Annotated in this window: 13 protein-coding genes; 7 read left to right on the top strand and 6 right to left on the bottom strand. The window is 43.8% G+C overall.

Translation table 11 applies throughout. From position 1 onward, the window contains the following. Positions 1 to 287 precede the first annotated feature (287 nt). The 4 genes from HUJ21_RS23665 to HUJ21_RS23650 are packed head-to-tail and all read left to right on the top strand — an operon-like array spanning position 288 to position 4,794. A complete protein-coding gene (locus HUJ21_RS23665) occupies positions 288 to 1,439 on the top strand; it encodes a hypothetical protein (RefSeq protein WP_291373392.1) in 1,152 nt (383 codons plus the stop codon). Between the two features lie 19 nt (positions 1,440 to 1,458). Then, positions 1,459 to 3,393: an OmpA family protein gene (locus HUJ21_RS23660; protein ID WP_291373390.1), complete on the top strand. Its 1,935-nt coding sequence runs from the start codon at positions 1,459 to 1,461 to the stop codon at positions 3,391 to 3,393. 24 nt (positions 3,394 to 3,417) lie between these two features. Then, positions 3,418 to 4,131 carry an NAD-dependent deacylase gene (locus HUJ21_RS23655; RefSeq protein ID WP_291373389.1) on the top strand — a complete coding sequence of 238 codons (714 nt, stop codon included), beginning with the start codon at positions 3,418 to 3,420 and terminating at the stop codon, positions 4,129 to 4,131. Between the two features lie 39 nt (positions 4,132 to 4,170). Then, complete coding sequence (locus HUJ21_RS23650; RefSeq protein ID WP_291373388.1) at positions 4,171 to 4,794, top strand: hypothetical protein; 624 nt, start codon at positions 4,171 to 4,173, stop codon at positions 4,792 to 4,794. A 26-nt stretch (positions 4,795 to 4,820) separates the two neighbouring features. On the opposite strand, the gene HUJ21_RS23645 is transcribed toward HUJ21_RS23650, so the two are convergent. From HUJ21_RS23645 to HUJ21_RS23635, 3 genes are all read right to left on the bottom strand, one after another. Further along, positions 4,821 to 5,618 carry a hypothetical protein gene (locus HUJ21_RS23645; RefSeq protein ID WP_291373386.1) on the bottom strand — a complete coding sequence of 266 codons (798 nt, stop codon included), beginning with the start codon at positions 5,616 to 5,618 and terminating at the stop codon, positions 4,821 to 4,823. Positions 5,619 to 5,781: 163 nt separating this feature from the next. Next, entirely contained in the window at positions 5,782 to 6,798 is a 1,017-nt protein-coding gene (gene mgrA / locus HUJ21_RS23640; protein ID WP_291373385.1) for an L-glyceraldehyde 3-phosphate reductase, read from the bottom strand. Positions 6,799 to 6,854: 56 nt separating this feature from the next. After that, entirely contained in the window at positions 6,855 to 8,222 is a 1,368-nt protein-coding gene (locus HUJ21_RS23635) for an exonuclease domain-containing protein (RefSeq protein WP_291373383.1), read from the bottom strand. Between the two features lie 418 nt (positions 8,223 to 8,640). On the opposite strand from HUJ21_RS23635, the gene HUJ21_RS23630 reads away from it, so the two are divergent. Then, a complete protein-coding gene (locus HUJ21_RS23630; protein ID WP_291373382.1) occupies positions 8,641 to 9,174 on the top strand; it encodes a DinB family protein in 534 nt (177 codons plus the stop codon). Continuing rightward, on the top strand, positions 9,171 to 9,746 hold the full coding sequence (locus HUJ21_RS23625) for a sugar O-acetyltransferase (protein WP_291373381.1): 576 nt from the start codon (positions 9,171 to 9,173) through the stop codon (positions 9,744 to 9,746). Before HUJ21_RS23630 ends, HUJ21_RS23625 begins: the two co-directional genes overlap by 4 nt. On the opposite strand, the gene HUJ21_RS23620 is transcribed toward HUJ21_RS23625, so the two are convergent. Next, positions 9,747 to 11,423, bottom strand: a complete 1,677-nt coding sequence (locus HUJ21_RS23620; protein WP_291373379.1) for an AMP-binding protein — start codon at positions 11,421 to 11,423, stop codon at positions 9,747 to 9,749. Between the two features lie 352 nt (positions 11,424 to 11,775). Here HUJ21_RS23620 and HUJ21_RS23615 point away from each other — a divergent pair, with 352 nt between their 5' ends. Next, on the top strand, positions 11,776 to 12,342 hold the full coding sequence (locus HUJ21_RS23615; RefSeq protein WP_291373378.1) for a DUF4230 domain-containing protein: 567 nt from the start codon (positions 11,776 to 11,778) through the stop codon (positions 12,340 to 12,342). Between the two features lie 123 nt (positions 12,343 to 12,465). Here the strand turns inward: HUJ21_RS23615 and HUJ21_RS23610 are convergent, their stop codons facing one another. Then, positions 12,466 to 13,377, bottom strand: coding sequence for a DUF4249 domain-containing protein (locus HUJ21_RS23610; RefSeq protein ID WP_291373376.1), 912 nt, complete (start codon positions 13,375 to 13,377; stop codon positions 12,466 to 12,468). Positions 13,378 to 13,380: 3 nt separating this feature from the next. Continuing rightward, complete coding sequence (locus tag HUJ21_RS23605) at positions 13,381 to 15,729, bottom strand: TonB-dependent receptor (protein ID WP_291373374.1); 2,349 nt, start codon at positions 15,727 to 15,729, stop codon at positions 13,381 to 13,383. Between the last annotated feature and the right edge of the window lie 12 nt (positions 15,730 to 15,741).

Below are 15,741 nucleotides of genomic sequence, written 5' to 3'. Positions count from 1 at the left end.
GCTGATTTCAGGTGTTGTTTTTTGTTTGTTCAACAATTTGACAGTCGCGCTATTATTTTTGAAAACTACCTTAAAGCACAATCCAAAATTCAGGTAAAAACTCCCGATTCCTAACAATAGCCCTTTTCAAGTGTTTAATAGCTGTAGTAAAACCTTAGCAACCCCTTTTGTGGCAGGCTGCCATTAAAACCAAAATAGGATCAATTTTTGCATCTTTTAACTTTTGTAAGGGGATTTCAGTGCACAGGCATTAAATTCTTGTTTCATTTAACCTAAGATTTGTTTCCATGAAAAAACTTTTATTCTTTCTTTCAATACTCACTTTGCCGGCTATGGCACAAGATCAATCCGTCAGCTTTTCTCCTGAGAGAAACCAAATCAACAGTGGCCGTCCACTACCTGCCGAGAACCCCTTTTACATAGAAGGCAACCTGCCCGATGGGGTCAAAAGGGTGAAATTAAAAATATTCAAAAGCAAAAAAAATGAAAACCTGGCTGATTCCTATTCCTGGAAAGCTGCTTATCTGAGCAAGCCGCAGAATTATGAAATTTTTGTAGCCTATCCCCTTCGCAGTAGTGAAAATTACACCTTAAAATTTTACTATTACAGTCAGGCTGCACCTGAAGAGTTGGCTGCCCTTCAGGAAGCATTGCATACCAATCTGGAAAGCTATGTCAACGCCAATTTTATGGCCAATAAACGGGGCATCAAAGCGCTTACCAATCCCAAAGCCATGTTGACACATCTGGATCAGGTGGTACTACAGGGCATGCAAAATTATACCCATCCCCTGGAGCAGGAGTTTAGGGGTTTCAGCGATATGGTCAAATTAAAGATCGAACAATTTCAAGGGGTCAAATTGAAAGGGGCAAGGTTCAACCTATTGTCCAAAAACAGGGATAAGGACGATGCAGGACAGGCTGAATACACTGCTCAATTAAAAAACGAGCTGATAGACTTGCTTCATGCTGAAGTGGACCAGTACCTTCGGGCAAATCTGCTGATGTTGGTGGATATCCGGGAACTTGAAAATTATCCCACGGAGAAAAAGCCATTTTACCTTCCCCTTAATCTGGGCTATGCAGGAACTTACTTTAGCGGGGGCTTTAATGACCTGGATTATGGTACATCCGCATTTGCCGGTATTTCCGTTCCCCTGGGCAACAAGAGCTTTACGCGATTTCTCGGCAATGCTTCTGTTTCTACCGGCGTGTTTTTCAGCAACATGCGCAACAGCGATCAAACCGAAATAAGTGGCCCACTGATCGGAAGGCCGGTATATGTAGGCCTTGGATACCGCATATTCAGGATTTTGAGATTCAATGCGGGAACGGTGCTGACTGCTTCAGATGTAAATGCCAATATTGAAAACATTACCCTGTACCCTTTTATTGGCTTCAGTGCAGAATTTAACCTCTGGCTGGGATTGGACAAGTAAACTTCCGATGAAACCGGGCATGGCAAGGACAAGAAACAACGGGATGATCATCATGGGGAGTTTCTCCCGAAGGCGGAACAGGCTAGCCAGAACTTTGGCAGGTGACAAGCCATTTCAGTTTGAAATCAATAACAAACAAATGAAAATCAAAACCTTAGCATTTCTCTGTCTTTTATTTATATTATTGGTCATGGAGAGTCATGGGCAGCTTAACCCCTACCAATGGAGGTTGGGGCTAAGTACGGGTTATAGCAGCTATCTGAGTAAGGATCAAATGAAGGAATTTTCAAATTTGAAGAGGATTTACGATCTGGAGCTGCCTTTACGTCCGGAGAAAAACTGGACCCTAAGCCTGGAAAAACGGCTGAATCCAAGCTTTGGTCTGGCTTTCCATGGCGGGGAGCTCAATGTGGAAGGATCCGTCAAATACAGCGACCCCCAACAGTTAAGCACAGATCAAAAACGATATTTTCGGACATCGGTTGTGAATTTCGGCTCTTCCCTGGTATTCCGAACGGATAATGGGAAAATTATCCGGGAAAATGCAAGGGTAGCCCCATACCTGAGCATTGGTGCTGTATGGATGCAGAAGCAGGGAGAAAGCTACCTGTCTCGGCCGGATGCCTTAACTTCGGCTTTAGCCGGAGGTATGGACAAGGAAATCCCCTTTTCGGATGAGGATTTTTACTGGACAGGGGGGGTAGGAATCAGGCTAAAAATAAACAATCAATTGGAATTATTTATCCAATCTAATATGCTGGGAAACTTTTCAACATATAATGAGGATGAGGCCTCCATGGTCTTAATTGGCCAAAATAGTACGCAGGACGAAAATTTTGTCCCATCCATGGATTGGATTTTTAATCATCGCCTTGGCCTGAAATTCAGCTTTGTTCCGGCAAAATCAGCCTATCGGGCCAATGTGATCAGCCCATCCACCTCGATGGCCCCATCCGGAGGGAAAAACAAGCCTGCAACCCCGGCCCAAACAACAAGAACTCAACCGGAAGTTTCAAAAAATGATTCCTTGTTGATTTTTCAGGATAGCCTACTTGGAGCAATGCCTAAATTGGCAGGAGAGCAGCCAGCAATCGCCACATCCGGGGAAATCCGGGAGGAACCAAGGTATTTTTATCCCAATTACAACTATGGCGCTACACCAACTCCGGCACAATCTATCATAAGCAGTTCACCTGTACCAGAATACCGGTATAGGGTTATCTACAATAACCCCCCATTTAATGGCAGTGGCCAGGAAGAAAATTATAGCAGAAATTATGGTAGACCATTCAACTCCTCTGACAGATTATCCCGGGAACCTATTAAAAGAAACGAATTCTGGCGTTCACCTCTATGGGCAGTACCGGCCATGGCGCTTCCAGCAGCCCTCAGCAGATCAGCTGCTGACCCCATACCTGTGGATACATCTTCCGTTAAAAGCAGTGGCAACACCAATCTGGATCCTCTTGAACCGGAAAAAAACTTATCCCCGGGATTGAGACTGGATCCCAACGTACCTTCAGGGGGTTTTAAAATAGGCAAGAGCTTTTGGCCAACACTTATAAGGCCAGCTTTTTCAATCAATCCCGAAATAGACACTACAGAGACCGTTCCGATTAAGCTACCGGTCACCTACGCTGTAATTTATTTTGAAAACGAACAAAGCGAAATTTCGGAGATTGCGCTGGAAAAACTAAAAGCAATCGCCAGCACCCTCCAGAATAACCCAGAGGCAGTGATTTCCCTGAAAGGTTTCGCCGACCATACCGGAAGTATCGCCTATAACATGGCATTGATAGAAAAAAGGTCTCATGCAGTTGCTCAGGCTTTAAAAGATAATTTTGGTATTTTGCCGAATAAAATAAAAATCCAACCTGGTGCCTTACTGGTCAGAAGCCCCAACAAAAAACCAATGAAGGAGGATCGCATGGTGGAAATACAAATCTTATTTTAATTTTGGAGAAATAAATAAGCATTTATGGGATTGCACAAAAAAAGGAAGTTAGTGGTGCTGACCGGGGCTGGTATCTCTGCCGAAAGTGGCATTAAGACTTTTAGGGATGACAATGGCCTTTGGGAGGGACATGATGTAATGGATGTAGCCACACCGGAAGGCTGGCAGAGAAACAGGGAGTTGGTACTGGATTTTTACAACCAAAGAAGAAAAGCCTGTTTGAAAGCCAAGCCCAACCAGGCCCACTTAAAGCTGGCGGCACTTGAAAGCAGCTATGAGGTGACCATCATCACCCAAAACGTGGATGATCTGCATGAAAAAGCGGGCTCTTCTCAGATCATTCATCTTCATGGGGAATTGTGCAAATCCCAAAGCAGCATAGACCCGGAAATCACCTATCCCATAGAGGGTTGGGAATTAAAACTCGGAGATAAATGTGAAAAGGGATCTCAATTGAGGCCTTTTGTGGTTTGGTTTGGCGAACCCGTCCCCAAAATGACAGCAGCCATTGCTGCAGTCCAACAGGCGGATGCCCTGGCTGTAATCGGAACCTCCATGCTTGTTTATCCTGCTGCCGGATTGATAGATTATGTGGCAGCAACTATCCCGAAATTCATCATTGACCCCAAAATACCCTCCCTGTACCCCATGGAGAACCTGTTTCCCATAGAAGAAAAAGCCGGTACAGGAGTGATGAAAATGGAAAATCTTTTGAAATCATGGGACTTCAAAAACTAATCCCATATTTTTTTTACTTTTGAGCTTAAACGCAACACCTTGAAAACAGCAATAAAAACGAACAGTCAGACGAGTTTAGGAATAATCCTCGGTAAAAATACACTGAAATTAACCCTGGCAGGATTATTTATTGGCTTCCTTTATCCGCAGGATGGCTGGGTGGCTCTTTTGTTGGCAGCTTACCTGGTCTATTCCCTGGTCAAAAAATGGAAAACAACTGCTAAGGACAGGTACATTTTCCTGATTGGAACGATTCTCAGTGGCCTTTTAGGCGTTTGTTGCGAGCTATGGGGGATTTATTTTGGCTATTGGGAATACCATGATTTAGGTTCTGGAAGGGCTTTTCCTTACTGGCTCCCTTTTGCCTGGGCTTTGGCCTTTACCTTTATCTATCAACTTGAAAAAGAATTGTTTTTACTTACAGGAGTCAAACAGTTATCAGGTAAAATCATCATCACCCTGCTGGTAGCCATGGTATTTCCTACCTATGGAGAAATCATAACCATTAATATGGGAGTATGGACCTATACCTGGCCCTATCAGGTTTTTGGCGTTCCACTGCTGGCCATCTTATTGCTGGTCATTTTCCATACAGGACTCAATTTTTTAATGGTGCTGTGTTGCCGGTATTTTGGATGGAAAAATGAGGTTTTTAATCCTTGAAAAATCTCATCTTTCCATCCTTTTGTTTACCTCACCACCGTCTCCAAAGTGGCCAGATAGACCCATTTCTGATCTCTGGAATTCAAGCCTGCCTCTACCTCCTCTTGTTGCTCATCGGTAATTTCCATGTCTTCAAATTCCATGGAATTAAAAAATTGCAGGTAATCCGAATAAACATTCATGGTCAGGTGCGTAGACTTGGCTTCACTTCCTGTAGGTAAGGCAGTCCTTAGAAAGCGCCAACTTTCCATCAGGTCGGCATTAATTTTTCTCTGGTGGTGGGGCAAAAAAACTTCTTGTTCTGCTCTTTCGTAATCCTGAAATTTACCTTCTACCGCCTTCATCAGGTCAAAGGAGGCAAGAATACCTGGTTGAAATTCAAAATTATCAGCGGTTCTGGACACTTGCACCATATAGTTTCTAACCGCCAGGTCCCGCATGTCCAGCGCATCTCTGATTTTTTGTCTGGCCTCTGCTGCACTCATATCAGGGAAAGCTTTGATGGCATCGGCCACCAACTGCTCCATATCGTTGCCATTCATCATTTTAACAGGATCACTGTAATAGGTTACCGTAACATACTGAAAATTTTCCCCTTCCAGATCTGAACCGGATTGCAAAGACCAAAGATCCCATCCATTGATGTGCCCCTCTTCTTTGGATACCTTGTGCACAGTGGCCAAAAAATCCTTGTATTCCAAATAATCCAGCACCCTGTCTGGCTCAACCTTGATAAATTCAAGGACCACATACTGCTGTTCCTGTCCATATAAATTGAAACAGGTGAATAAAGTGATAAACAATACTGCTAGCTGCTTTTTCATGACTTTGGTTATTTGGGTACAAAACCAATATACAAAGTTTAAAACAAAATAAATACCGTTAATCAGTTTTTTTTGCCAGCAAGAGCATTTGTATTGTAAAAATAAAACCCTGCACAATTACAATCATTGTACAGGGTTAATAAAACGGAGATATTTTTTACTATTATTTTAATATTTGTTCGATTTCTCCAATTTCGGCATCTGAAAAATCTAGCTTGTTCAAACTGTCTACATTATCCCTAAGCTGCTCCGACTTACTAACGCCCACCAAAACAGAAGTGATCCGCTGGTCTTTCAATAGCCAGGCGATGGCCATTTGGGCCAGACTTTGACCCCTGTCCCTGGCCAGTCCATTCAATTTCTCCACTTTGGCCAGCAATTCCGGAGTGATCTTTTCGGTATTCAGGTACCTTCCATCTTTCACCGCTCTTGAATCTTCAGGAAAACCATTCAGGTATTTATTGGTCAACAAGCCCTGCTCCAATGGGGAAAAGGCAATGGCCCCTATTCCTTCTGATTCCAGGGTATCCAACAATCCATCCTCTACCCAGCGGTCCATCATGCTGTAGCGGGGTTGATGAATCAAACAAGGCGTTCCCAGGTCTTTTAATATCCGGGATGCTTTGGCTGTATCCTCAGCATTGTATTGGGAAATGCCCACATAGAGTGCTTTCCCCTGCCTGACCATCAGGTCCAGTGCCCCCATGGTTTCTTCCAAAGGTGTTTTGGGATCCGGCCGGTGGTGATAGAAGATATCCACATAGTCCAAACCCATTCTTTTCAAGCTTTGGTCCAGGCTGGCCATCAGGTATTTTTTGGAACCGAAGTTGCCATAAGGTCCAGGCCACATGTCCCAGCCGGCTTTAGAAGAAATGATCAATTCATCTCTCAGTGATTTAAAGTCCTTCTCAAAGATCCTCCCAAAATTTTCCTCTGCAGCTCCATAGGGTGGTCCATAGTTATTGGCCAGATCAAAATGGGTAATGCCCAGGTCAAAGGCGGTTCTCAATATATTACGCCCATTCTTAAAATCATCGCTGTGACCGAAATTGTGCCATAAGCCCAAAGAAATCAGGGGCAAATCCAAACCACTTTTCCCACATCTTCTGAATTTCATCGATGTATACCTGTTGGAGTTTGGTTGATACGGCAACAAAGGGTCCTGATCGTTTATTTTCATAGCTTTCTATTGGTTATTTTAAATTAAAGGTACACTTTATTACCTGCATTGGAAATTCAACCCGAGCCTAATTGAATGATTCGATCCGTTGAAAATTTACCAATAAAAGATTGAAGTAATAGCCGGGTCTCAGCCACCCTTTTAACAGGCTTAAGGCAATCTACCACTTCCTGAACATGGTTGAAATCCAAGGTCAGGTCTACATAGCCGAATGCTGCCAGGAAACCTTCTTCAAATAACAACACCGCTTCTTCCTCCGGTCTCCTTCCCTTGTCCTTAATCAAAAACCGCTCTCCCTCTTTGAAAGCATTGCCAAAAACCTTTTCAGCCCTTTGGTTATATACCTCAAAAGGCTCTTTTCCACAGCAGGCTCCCTTGCATTTGCCAAACTGATAATCGTAACATGCTCCGGATGTTTTCTGTATGCCACTGAGTTTTGGGCAAAGATCAAATGCTTCAATTTTATCTGACAGGTTCTTCCAGGCTTCTGCATGACTGGAAAAGGACATCAATGGTTTTACACCGGGGACAATCTTATTGATTTGAAACCTATTGAAGCCATCCTGATCCATATAAGCATAAATTCCCCATGAAACGGACCTTACTTTAAGAGAGCGGTTGTATTTTGGCCACAGCCTTTTGATTTCCATCGCCTCCAACAACAGTGCCAGCAATTCGCTACCTGTCAATTCATAACTGACATCAAAAATTTCCGTTTTCAGGTTTATTTTAGATTTGCCAGTAAAATGACCCATAAACCTACTCTTGATATTGATGGCCTTGCCCACGTATATGACCTTGCCATTTTTATCATGGAAATAATATACACCTGTGGCTTGTGGCAATTGTTCGTATTGCTCACTACTGATATTTGGTGGTAAGGTAAGGGACTTGTTCCTGCCCTTTACCGATTGGCTGATCTCTTGCTGCTGGTCTGCCTGAAGCAGCTGTCCAAAAAGAATGGCGGTGGCCCAGGCATCCCCCAGTGCCCGGTGTCGGTCATTGACCTGAATGCCCCTTGATTCGCATAGCCTGCCCAGGCTGTAACTTTTCAATCCCGGAAAAATCTTCCGGCTTAGCCTGACCGTACACAGGCGTTTTGGTTTAAACACCTTGTTGACCTGTTCAAATTCACGCTTGACAAAATTATAATCGAAGGACACATTATGTGCAACGAAAATTTTATCTTCCAGCAAACCGAGCAACTCATCCGCTATTTGCTCAAAAGAGGGGGCTCCTTCCAGCATCCCGGAGTCGATACCCGTCAACCCGGTAATAAATCCCGGAACAGCCCTGCCGGGATTCAACAACTTTTCATAATGGCCGGTTATCTTTTGTCCATCATGAAGAACTACAGCAATTTCTATGATTCTGTTGCTGGCGGAAAACCCACCTGTAGTTTCAATATCAACGATGGCATACATATTTTAGGAACTAAATAAAGGCATTAGCCGGGAAAATCAAAATAGAAAGTTTTAATTTCTTTCTTGAATTACTAACTGCAAATGCTTAATATTACTTTATTACCACAAACCTATCAGGTATTGTCGGTAATCAGCTGTTTGTTGAAATTTAACAAGTGAAATCCAAATGGTCTTTATCCATACGCATCAATAGCTTATAATACTTAAAATCCGCAAACCTGTCAGGTTTATGGTGATATTCAACCAACAACAAACTTTGAGTAGATGAAACCTGACAGGTTTTTACCCCTATTAATCAATTGATTAAAGTGTGATGCTGCGGATTATAGGTTTTAACTTTTAGTTTTTGGTTTGAAATTTGCTTGTTCTCCTGAACCCTCAACCCAATTAGTTAAACCTGCCCTTAATAATACATCCAATGAAAGAAAAAGCCGATACCTGGCAAATGGAATTGACCCAATTGACCTGGAAGTTTGAAAAACTACTCCAAGATTATGATTTAACCCGGTTGAACCTAAAACCAGCCCCCAATCATTGGAGTCCCATGGAAATTATCCATCACCTGGTTTTGGTCAATACTTCCTATTTCCCAACCTTTGATCAGCTTGTCGAAAACACACACCAAAGCCCATTTTTGGGAAAAATCCCTTTTATCGGGAAAAAAATGGGCCAAATGATTTTAGAGGCCAACAAAAAACCGCAAAAAATCAAAACATTCAAGACCTGGGAACCATCGGGTTCCACTTATAACAATGACCTTTTAACGGCTTTTTTCAAGCAACAAGATGAACTTTCAGTCTACATTCAGGATTTAGATCATTTGCTGGACCAAAATCTCATGATCAGGTCTCCAGCCAACGATTGGATCTTTTATTCCCTGGATGATGCTTTTGAAATCATAATAACCCACGAAAAAAGACACCTGAATCAACTCGAAAAAATCCTGAAATGAAATCTGAAAAAGAAAAGATGTTGGCAGGAGAATTATACCTTGCCTCCGATGAAACCCTTACCCGGGAAAGGCTTCATGCCCGTAGACTTTTGAAAGCACTCAACGACAGCTTCCCCGATGAAGTCCACAAAAGAAAGGAAATCATGGAGGAACTTTTTGGAAGAATGGGCAGGGATTTCGGTTTAGAGCCACCTTTTTTCTGCGATTATGGGTACAATATACATATTGGTGAGCAGGTATTTTTTAATTTTAACTGTGTCATTCTGGATGTCAATCAGGTCACGATAGGAGACCGTTGCCTGTTCGGTCCAAATGTTCAGATTTATGCAGCTACGCATCCCATAAACGCTGAAACCCGCGGTAGCCTGCTGGAATTTGGAAAGCCGGTCAGCATAGGCTCTGATGTATGGATCGGAGGAGGAGCCATCATCTGCCCGGGAGTAAGCATAGGCGATCGCAGCATCATTGCAGCCGGGGCAGTGGTGACCAAAAGTATCCCTTCAGATATGCTGGCGGGAGGAAACCCTGCCAGAATTATCAAATCGCTGGAAGAAGGCCCAAAGTTGGCCTGATCAGTGGTTTTTTTCATGGTTCTCCCGGATTACCCGCCTGAGAATCTTACCCACATTGGATTTCGGAAGTTCATCGACAAAATAAATTTCCTTGGGCACCTTATAGCTGGTGAGGTTTTCCCTGCTGAAAGCTATCAGTTCTTCTGCAGTCAATGGAGCATCATTTTTAACCACATAGGCCACTACTTTTTCTGTAGATTTCTCATCCGGTAAGCCGATCACGCCTACCTCATTGACAGCATCATGTGCAGCCAGGGCATCCTCTACTTCATTGGGGTAAACGTTGAAGCCGGAGACCAGTATCATTTCCTTTTTCCGGTCAACAATCTGTAAAAAGCCATCCTCATCCTGTACGGCAATGTCTCCGGTTTTGAACCATTCCTCGTAAAAAGCATCCTTTGTCTCTTCGGGCCGCTGCCAATAACCAGGCATGACCTGCGGACCCCTGACACATAATTCGCCCCTTTCACCCACGGGCAATGATTTTCCTTCATCGTCCACAATCTTGACCTCTGTATTGGGTAATGGTACGCCAATGGTACCTAACCTTTCTGTGCCATCTATGGGATTACAGGAAACAACAGGGGAAGTTTCTGTCAGACCATAACCTTCGGCCAATGGCGTACCGGTAACTTGCTCCCAGCGCCTGGCAACCGATTTTTGTACGGCCATGCCCCCACCTACGGCGATCTTCAGCGAGCTAAAGTCCAAATCCCGGAAAGAGGCCTGATTGAGCAATCCGTTAAAAAGCGTATTCACGCCGGTAAATACACTGAAGGGATGCTTTTTAAGTTCCTTACAAAATGCCGGCATGTCCCGGGGATTGGTGATCAACACATTGTGTGCACCAATCTTCATCATGGCCAGACAGTTGACTGTCAAAGCAAAGATATGGTATAAGGGTAAGGCGGTGATAACGGTTTCCTCCCGCTCTTTGAGTTTGGGTTTCATCCAGGCGGAAATCTGTTGCATGTTGGCCACAATGTTTCCATGGCTCAGCATGGCTCCCTTAGACACCCCGGTAGTGCCTCCGGTATATTGTAAAAATGCCAAATCTTCCGATTTTAAAGTTGGTTTTTCAAGGGTTTTATTTTCCCCGGCAGCCAGGGCTTTATTGAAGGTCCAGGCTCCGGGCAAGGAATAGGCCGGTACCATTTTTTTGATGTATTTGACCACCAGATTAACAATGGTCCCTTTTAGCCCTCCAAGGAGGTCTCCAATTTCGGTGGTGACGATATGCTTTATCCCTAGTTCCTCTCTGATTTTTTCCAGGTTATGGGCAAAATTTGCCAGAATAACGACAGTTTTGACGCCGGCATCCGAATACTGGTGTTTCATCTCAGAGGAAGTATACAAGGGGTTGGTATTCACCACAATCAGCCCCGCCCTCAGGGCACCAAACATGGCTACCGGATATTGTAACAGGTTGGGCATCTGAATGCCGATCCGATCTCCCTTTTCCATATGGAGTTCCTGTTGCAAAAAAGTAGCAAAGTGCCTGGACAGCTCATCGAGCTCATTGAATGACATGGTCTTGCCCATACATTCATAAGCTACCGCATCCCCATATTTCTGGATGCTTTCTTCAAATAAATCTACAACACAACTGAATTCATCGGGGTCTATTGTCGTGGGGACGGCTTTCGGATAAAATTTAAACCATGGAAAGTCCTGCATATCTGTTTTTTTGAGGTTATTGAAATGGGCAATGCTACTAAGATATTCAATGTAATACTTTTTTTAAAATGATTATTCCAATAATATTTTTTCCTTCCCGTTTTAAATAAAAACTTGCTTTCCATTCCTGGTTTTTAGGAAGCCAAACATATTCTACTTTATTTTACCGGGTAGCTAATAGCACTTTCCTGGTTTTTTTGGTGATTCTACCAAAATCCCTAACCAAAAAGGAATATATTTACTTTACCTATTGGCATTCAATTCGTTTTTTAGGAATGTATTTTCCACCATATTATCCAGGATTATGTACAGGTTTCTAGCCGGTATAGTTACGGCAATACTGTTATTCTTAATGATCTTCTACTTTGTAAAAAAGAAAAATGAAAAAGAAGAATTACAGCTCAATACCGCTTTAATTGAACAGGAAATCAAGCAGGTGGGTAAGCTCATCGTGACAGAGGGCCATTTCTCCCAGATATTGAGTTATAAAAATACACGGAGAAATTATTTTGATATTTTCTCCGCCAATAAAAAAGCCCTGGTGATCGTGAATGCAAAGGTCACCATAGGCTACGATCTCCGCCAGATTCAAACAGAAATAGATCCTGAGGCCCGGCAGGTTCGGATAACCCATATACCTGAACCAGAAGTCAATATCTATCCTGACCTGCAGTACTACGATATCAGCCAAGATTATTTCAATAAATTCGATGCGGCGGATTACAACAAAATCAAGGGGAGGATCAATACTATTCTGGAGGAAAAAATCAATCAATCAGACCTGAAATCCGACGCCAGGGAACGATTACATACCGAGTTATCCAGGATTTATATCATTACCAAAACCATGGGCTGGAGTTTGCATTTTGAGGAAACCACCATCAATTCTCCCGAAGAGCTGAAGGGTTTGGAGTTTTGAAAGTACCTTGTACCGGAATAAGCTACAATTCCAATTTGTTTACGAAACCAGGATTGCAAATCCAGTTTATATGTGTTAATCTGAGTAATCTGTGGTGCACCCTTTTTAATCAACTTCAGCCAATTACTCCTCCATTCTCTTTACCGAAATACTCTCCCCCATAACGATACCTATGCCATTCGATATATTGGAATAAACCTGCACCGGCTGGGCAAAAGGATCACCATCGTTCCACCATTGCAGGCCATAGGTAGAATGGAACAGGTAGTAATTCCTTGTCACAACCTTCAGGGTAAATGACACTTCACCGTCCATTTCTTCCGAAAAGTAGGAGCCATCAATAAACAAATCGATTTTGGCCTCAGCACCATCAAATAATTTGTCATCAATCAACAACTCCCCATCCGTATTGAAATCCTTTTCATAACTTGGATTTTTAGGCTCCAGATAAAGTGGATAATTGTCTTCGTAATATACCAAATTGCCATCCTGATCCGTGTAAGTGTACGCTCTGTAATATTGGGCTGAAATCTCATAATAGTTTTCCCCTGCAGGATCATCAAAAGTCAACTGAATATCATCCCTGGAGGACCAGGAATCTACCTGTACCTGACCTTGGTAAACGAGGTTTTTTATGGGTACTATAGTCGGAATAATTTCGGTGGCAGTGACCGGCTCATATCCTTCCACCAGCACTTCGATCCTGTATTCGTTGCCTTCCGAAATCATATGGTCCAGACTGATGAACTCTCCGGTGGCTTCATCAAAATCGAGCAGATAAGTTTCTCCCTGATGGATCAGCTTTACCTCAGCCTCCCTGATGGGCTCAAACTCCCAATTGTTATCCAGAATGTGCTTGCTGTAGGTTACCCGCACTTTAGGAAAAGTATTGTGCGCAAGGCTGGAATTGACCGTAACCTGCGGTTTCTCAAATGGAATGTCTATGTCCACGGTAGTCTCGCAGGAGGAATAGACAAAAAGTACCCCAAGGATCACCAGTGATCGGAAAAATTTAAATGTTTGTGGAATAGCCATAAATCAGAATTTAAAACTATAAGAAAAGGAGGGAATAACTGGAAACAGGCTGTATTGCATCACTTTCCGGTTGCCCTGATTGTCACTGCCCAGGTCCATAAAGAATGGATTCATGCGATTGTACACATTATAAATGCCCAGGGTCCATTTTCTTTCCCCCCAGCTTTTGGTTTTCCACCAACTGAAACTCAAATCCAGCCTGTGGTAATCCCTGTTCCTGAAATTATTTCTGCGTTCGTAATATTCCACATTGGGCCTGGAGAACCCTCCATACCTGCTTACTTCCAATCCCTCGTACCGCTGCGTAGGGAGAGAAACCGCATTGCCGGTACCATAGACCCAGGCCAGGGAAAAATCCTTATTGTCCCTCCACTCATGGGTGAGGGCAAAACTTACATCATGCCTGCGGTCATACTTGTAGGGAAACCATTTGCCAAAATTAACCTCATCAAATCTCCTCTCCGTATTGGAAAGGGTATATCCCAACCATCCGGAGACTTTGCCTACTTTTCGCTGAACCAGGAATTCCGCCCCGTAGCTCCTGCCCTCTCCTACGGCTACCTTGTCCTGCCAGTCCTCATCCAGGTTGAGGTAAGTGGCTCCATCCTTGTATTCAATCAGCCCATCCATGGTCTTGTAGTAGGCTTCCAGCGTTATTTCAAAACCCTTGAAATTGCGTACCCCTCCCAGTGCCACCTGCATGGCTTCCTGGGGGCCTATTCTCGGGGTGGCCGGCACCCAAAGGTCGGTGGGCAGCCCCAGGCCTGCATTGGTCAGGAGGTGAATAAACTGGACCATGGTCACAAAGGATGCTTTTAAGGATGTGCTGGAATTCACCAGGTACCTGGCTGCAATCCTTGGCTGAAGGCTGTTGTAATGTTGGTCTTCTGTAAGGAAACCGGAATAGTGCAGTCCCAGATTGGCCTTTAACCTGGAGCTGAGGTTGATATCATCTTCCGCATACAGGGCATATTCCACGGAATTGAGTTCATCCGCACCCAGTCTCAGGTCATTTTCCGCTTCGGTGCTTTTGCTGGCATACACACCAGGCGAAAATTTATGGAAAATCACATTGGTACCGAACCGGATATAATGGTCCGGATTGGGAATATAATCGAAATCCGATTTAACTGCCCAATCCCGGATGCCTGAAAAGTACCGCTCTGAATAAATATTGGTTTCGTTTACACCAGCACCGGTAATTTTCTCCTCGTAGTTACTGAAAAGGTCAAACTTATACCTGCTGTGGGTAAAAGTATGGTTACTGAACAAACGGCTGTTGATCACATTGTTCCAGCGCAAGGCAGTGATGAAATTGCCCCATTTCAGGCCAAACTCTTCATCGTAATCCGTCCTTTCATTGTTATTGACATAGAAGTCCTTGTATTTGGAATAAGCCTTGTCGTCCCCGGAATAAACGCTCAGGTACAGCCTGTTTTTATCGTTGACAATATGGTTGATTTTGCCGTTAAGGTCATAGAAATAATAACCTACATTTTCATTGCCCGAGGTAGCCGCCTTGATGATGGGCCTGGCCAAAAGATCCAGGTAGGTTCGCCGGGCTGAAAAAATAAAGGAGGTCTGATCCTTTTTGAGGGGGCCTTCCACGGTCACTTTGGAGGCTATCAGGCCAATAGAACCCTCCCCTTTGAATTCCTGCATGTTGCCTTCCTTCATGCTTACGTCAATCACGGAAGACAACCTGCCGCCATACCTGGAAGGGAAGCCCCCTTTGATCAACTCGACATTGTTGATGGCGTCGGCGTTGAAGATGGAAAAGAAGCCAAAAAGGTGCGAAGCGTTGTACACCGGTACCCCGTCCAGCAGGATCAGGTTTTGGTCCGGGCCCCCTCCCCGGACATATAAACCGCTTCCTCCCTCAGTACCCGATTGCACTCCGGGAAGCAACTGCAATACTTTAAACACATCTACCTCTCCCATCAGGGCCGGCAATTCCTTGATCTGTTTGATGGGAACATTGATAGAACTCATCCGGCTCACTTCCTGGATCTGGTCCATTTCCGAAGCGGACACCACCACTTCCTGCAGGTTGCCATCTGGCATTAAGTCTACATTGATCACCGTATCCTTGCTTGCTTTTAGCCTTATATGCTGGGTCTGAAAACCCACAAAGCTGAAAAACAGGTCCAGACTATCACTATTGGTTGTGTAACTGTAAAAACCAAACTGGTTGGCTACGGTACCTTTTTGCGAAATTTTATCATAAATATTCGCTCCTATCAGGTGTTCGCCAGTACCTTCTTCTGTGATGGTGCCGCTTATAGTTATTTTCTGAGCCAGACCAGGTAGGTTCAAACCAAAAAGGAAAAGTATAAAAATTAAATTTTTCATGTGATCAACACC

Origin of the sequence: Cyclobacterium sp., from assembly GCF_014762705.1 — a bacterium.
Taxonomy (GTDB): Bacteria; Bacteroidota; Bacteroidia; order Cytophagales; family Cyclobacteriaceae; genus Cyclobacterium.
The sequence above is the reverse complement of the archived record's forward strand: the minus strand, read 5'-3'. Positions and strand labels throughout refer to the sequence as shown.